This is a genomic window from Streptomyces africanus (genome assembly GCF_002150735.1).
In the GTDB taxonomy this organism is placed as follows: domain Bacteria; phylum Actinomycetota; class Actinomycetes; order Streptomycetales; family Streptomycetaceae; genus Streptomyces; species Streptomyces africanus.
This window is the reverse complement of record NZ_MUKA01000450.1, coordinates 1-3,768: the sequence shown is the minus strand read 5'-3', so window position 1 is coordinate 3,768 and position 3,768 is coordinate 1. Positions and strand designations below refer to the sequence as shown.

Sequence of the window (3,768 nt, the reverse complement as noted above, 5' to 3'; positions counted from 1 at the left end):
GCGGCGCATGTGCGTGAAGTACTCGTACTGCGTCGGCAGCCGGCCGATGAGCGCCTCGGCCTGGTCGTGCACCGACTGGAACTCCTTCAGCGCCGCGCTGTCGTCGGCGAGCGCGAGCGCCGGGGACGGCTTGAGCTCGATGCCGCCCATCCCGAGCAGGACGCACTGGTAGGAGTACGGCGGCAGCCCGTGGTAGTACGGGAAGACCGACTCGCTGTCCGGCAGCTGGTACTTCCAGTGCTCGATCCGCTCGGCCAGACCGTCGGGCAGCTCCCGCGTCTTGGTGTCCTTCCAGTACTGCGTGTCGTTGCGCCCGGCGGCGGCGTAGTGCAGGGCCAGGAACTCGCGGACGCCGTCCATCACATGGGCGACGGCGCTGTTGTAGCTGTCCCGGTGCACCGGGTTCCAGTCCGCCCCGGGGAAGTTCTTGACCAGCTGCTCGGCCGCGTGGTGGATGAAGAAGATGCCGGTCGACTCCAGCGGTTCGACGAAGCCGCTGGTCAGGCCGATACCCACGCAGTTGTTGACCCAGGAGCGGTTGCTGCGGCCGATGCGCATCTTGATGTGGTTGGCCTCGGCGTCGGCCGCGCTCGGGCCGACGAACTCGCGCAGGGTGCGCTCGGCCTCCTCGGCGGACAGGTAGTCACTGGCGTAGACGTACCCCGTGCCGATGCGGCCGTAGAGCGGGATGGTCCAGATCCAGCCCGCCTCCTGCGCGGTGGAGGTCGTGCAGGGCCTGATGCCCCGCGCCTCCATGTCCTGCGGCACCTGCAGGGCGACCGCGCTGTCGTTGGGCAGGTTCTTCTGGAAGGAGATGAAGGGCTCCTCCAGGGCCTTGTTGAGCAGCATCCCGCGAAAGCCGGTGCAGTCGATGAACAGGTCGCCCGTCAGCTCGCCGTGCTCGGCCGTCACCACGCTGCTGATCCAGCCGCGCTCGTCGAGCTTGACGTCCTTGACGTCGTCGATGATGTGCTTCGCGCCGCGGTCCACCGTGTACGCGGTGAGGAACTTCGCCAGCAGCGCGGCCTCGAAGTGGTACGCGTACGGGAACTGGGTCTTGCCCTGGTGCTCCGACATCGTCAGGCCCTGGGGCTCTTCGGTGCCTTCCTCGTACGGCTGCGACAGCATGGCACCGCCGAGGTGACGGGGGCTGCGCTCGGCGTCGCAGATGTTGGCCATCACGAAGCAGTCCGAGTCGAACCGGTCGGTGCGGCCGTTCTTGAGCCACCAGTCCGTCAGCGGGAAGCCGTCGACCGACCGCATCTGCTCGAACGGGTGGTAGAAGTGGTGACCCGGCTTGCGCCAGTTCTCGAAGCGGACCGCGAGCTTGTACGTGGCGTTGCACGCCGGCATCCAGTCCGATTCCTTCAGTCCGAGAAACTCGAAGAAGTGCCGGATGTCGCTGAACGTTGCCTCACCGACGCCTATGGTGCCGACTTTTCCGGATTCGACGAGGGTGATGTCGATACGGTCTCCGAAAGCCGCCTTGAGGTACGACGCCGTCATCCAGCCGGCTGTACCGCCCCCCACGATCACGACTCTATTCAGCATCGAAAAGCTCCAATTCCACGACGATGGTTTCCGATGGGCTTCAACGCGATAAGAGCGAGCGTAGGTTTCACAAGGCTTCGCCCACCACGTTCTTAAGTGGTGGGCGAAACACACAGGTGACCGCGGGTAATGCGGGCGGCGTCAGATCATTCCCGGCTGCCGATGGCCGCCGAGGGCCGGGTGCGCAGCGCCATTCGGGCGGTCAGCAGTGTCGTACCGACCGTCAGGGCGAGCGCGGACACGAGGACGGCCAGCAGAATCGACGGTGGACCGGCGGGCAGCGCCCGGGCGAGTACGGCCTTGCTCAGCGGGACCAGGGTCAGGACCGCGACCAGCATGCCCAGCCCGAGACCGGCCAGCGCGGTCAGCAGCGCCTCCACCGTCATCATCCGCATCACCTGGCCCCGGGTCGCGCCGACCAGACGCTGCAGGGTGAACTCGCGGCGCCGCTCGCCGGTCGCCATCACCAGGGAGTTCACCAGGGCGATGACCGCGTATCCGACGACCATGGCGACCAGGAGGTACGCCACCCAGGTCTGGGTGTCGTTCTGCTCGGCGGAGGCGGTGACCAGGTCCGCCCGGCCGGCCGCGCGCAGCCCGGGCAACGGCGCGCCGGGGCCGGTGAGTTCGGCTGTGAGCCGCGCGGTGTCGGTGCCGGGGTCCGCCGCGACCAGGATCTGCGGCACCACGCCGTCGGTGGTGTGCGCGGCCACCACGGCAGCGGGCATCAGGGCCGCGCCGTACCCGCGCTGGTCCCCGACCGTCGCCACCATGCGGGGCTCGACCACGGTGCCGTCGCCCATGCGCATGGGGATCCGCTCACCGATGGAGTGTCCGCCGGCGGCGGACTCGGGCAGGGCCACGGTGTCCCCGCGCAGATCGGCGAGACTGCCGCTCACCGCACGGATCGCCGTGGTGCGTTCGATGCCGGCCGGGGACACGCCGGTGATCTGCACCCGCTCGCCCTTCGGCCTGCGGCCCTTGCCGTCGTACTCCGCCATCTCGGCCTTGGACGGCTCCAGGAAGCCGGAGCTCGGCACATAGGCGGAGGCGGCCGCCACGCCGGGCTCCTTGCCGATGCCGTCGGCCAGGGACGAGGGCAGCCCGCCGGACACCGAGGTGATCACGAGGTCGGCTCGGAGGTTGTCCTCGAACGCCTGCTGGGCGCCCTGGTTCTGGGTCGTCTGCAGGTAGATGAGGGCGGTGGCCAGACCGGTGGCGAGCATGACCGGCATGACCGCTCCGGCCAGCCGGGCCGGCCGGGCCTTGGCGTTGAGCATGGCCAGTTGCCCGGAGAAGCCGGTGACCGCGCGCAGCGGCCAGCGCAGCAGGGCCGTCATCAGCCTGCTCAGGGTGGGGCCCAGCAGGCCGAAGCCGGCGGTCCACAGCATCGCGGCCGGCGTGGCGGTGCTGCCCGCCACCGTGCCGTCGACGTTCACCGTGACGATCGCGAGGGTGACGCCGCCCGCCAGGCAGAGGACGGCGAACAGGAGCCGGATCCAGTTGAGCCGGCGACGCTGCAGGGACGCCTCGGCCAGCGCCTCGGTCGGGCGGGTCCGGGCGGCGGCGCGGGCCGCGATCCAGGCGGCCCCGAGCGCGGTCACGAGCCCCGCCCCGGCGCCCACGATCATCGGGACCCAGCCGGCGCGGTGGATCAGCATGCCGGGCACCACACCCGCGTCCGCGAACCGGCCGAGCAGCCAGTGCCCCACCCGCGGCCCGGGCACGCAGGCCAGGGCGGTGGCGAACACGGCGATGGTGAACGTCTCGGCCAGCACCATGCGCCGGACCTGGCCGGGCGTGGAGCCGATCGCGCGCAGCAGCGCCATCTGCCGCTGCCGCTGCTGCAGGGACAGACCGAGGGTGCTGGCGACCACGAAGATCGTGACCATCACGGACATGCCGCCGAACACGGCCGACATGGACACCAGGTTCTTGCTGTCGGTCACGACGTCGGGGAACTCGGCACGGCCTCGTTCGTCGCCGGACAGCACCGCGACCGGGGCGTCCGCGAAGGCCTCGGCGAGCGCGGCCCGCACCTGGCCGGTGTCGGCGCCGGGGCGGGTGAGGATGCCGATGGCGTCGACCTTGTCCCGCTGCGGGGCGTGACGCGCCGCGTCGCTGTTCGCGAGGAACAGCGTTCCGGCCGTGCCCGGTCCGCTCACCAGCCCGGTCACCCGGTACGTGGCCATGGTGCCGTGCAGTCCGAGGGTGACC

At 70.3% G+C, this 3,768-nt stretch carries 2 protein-coding genes; both read right to left on the bottom strand.

All coding sequences use genetic code 11. The features are described 5' to 3' along the window. On the bottom strand, positions 1-1,551 hold a 1,551-nt coding region (locus tag CCL05_RS39455), incomplete at its 3' end, for a tryptophan halogenase family protein (protein WP_086565420.1). A 146-nt stretch (positions 1,552-1,697) separates the two neighbouring features. After that, positions 1,698-3,768 (bottom strand): FtsX-like permease family protein (locus tag CCL05_RS39450; RefSeq protein WP_086565419.1); only part of this gene is annotated, 2,071 nt, incomplete at its 5' end.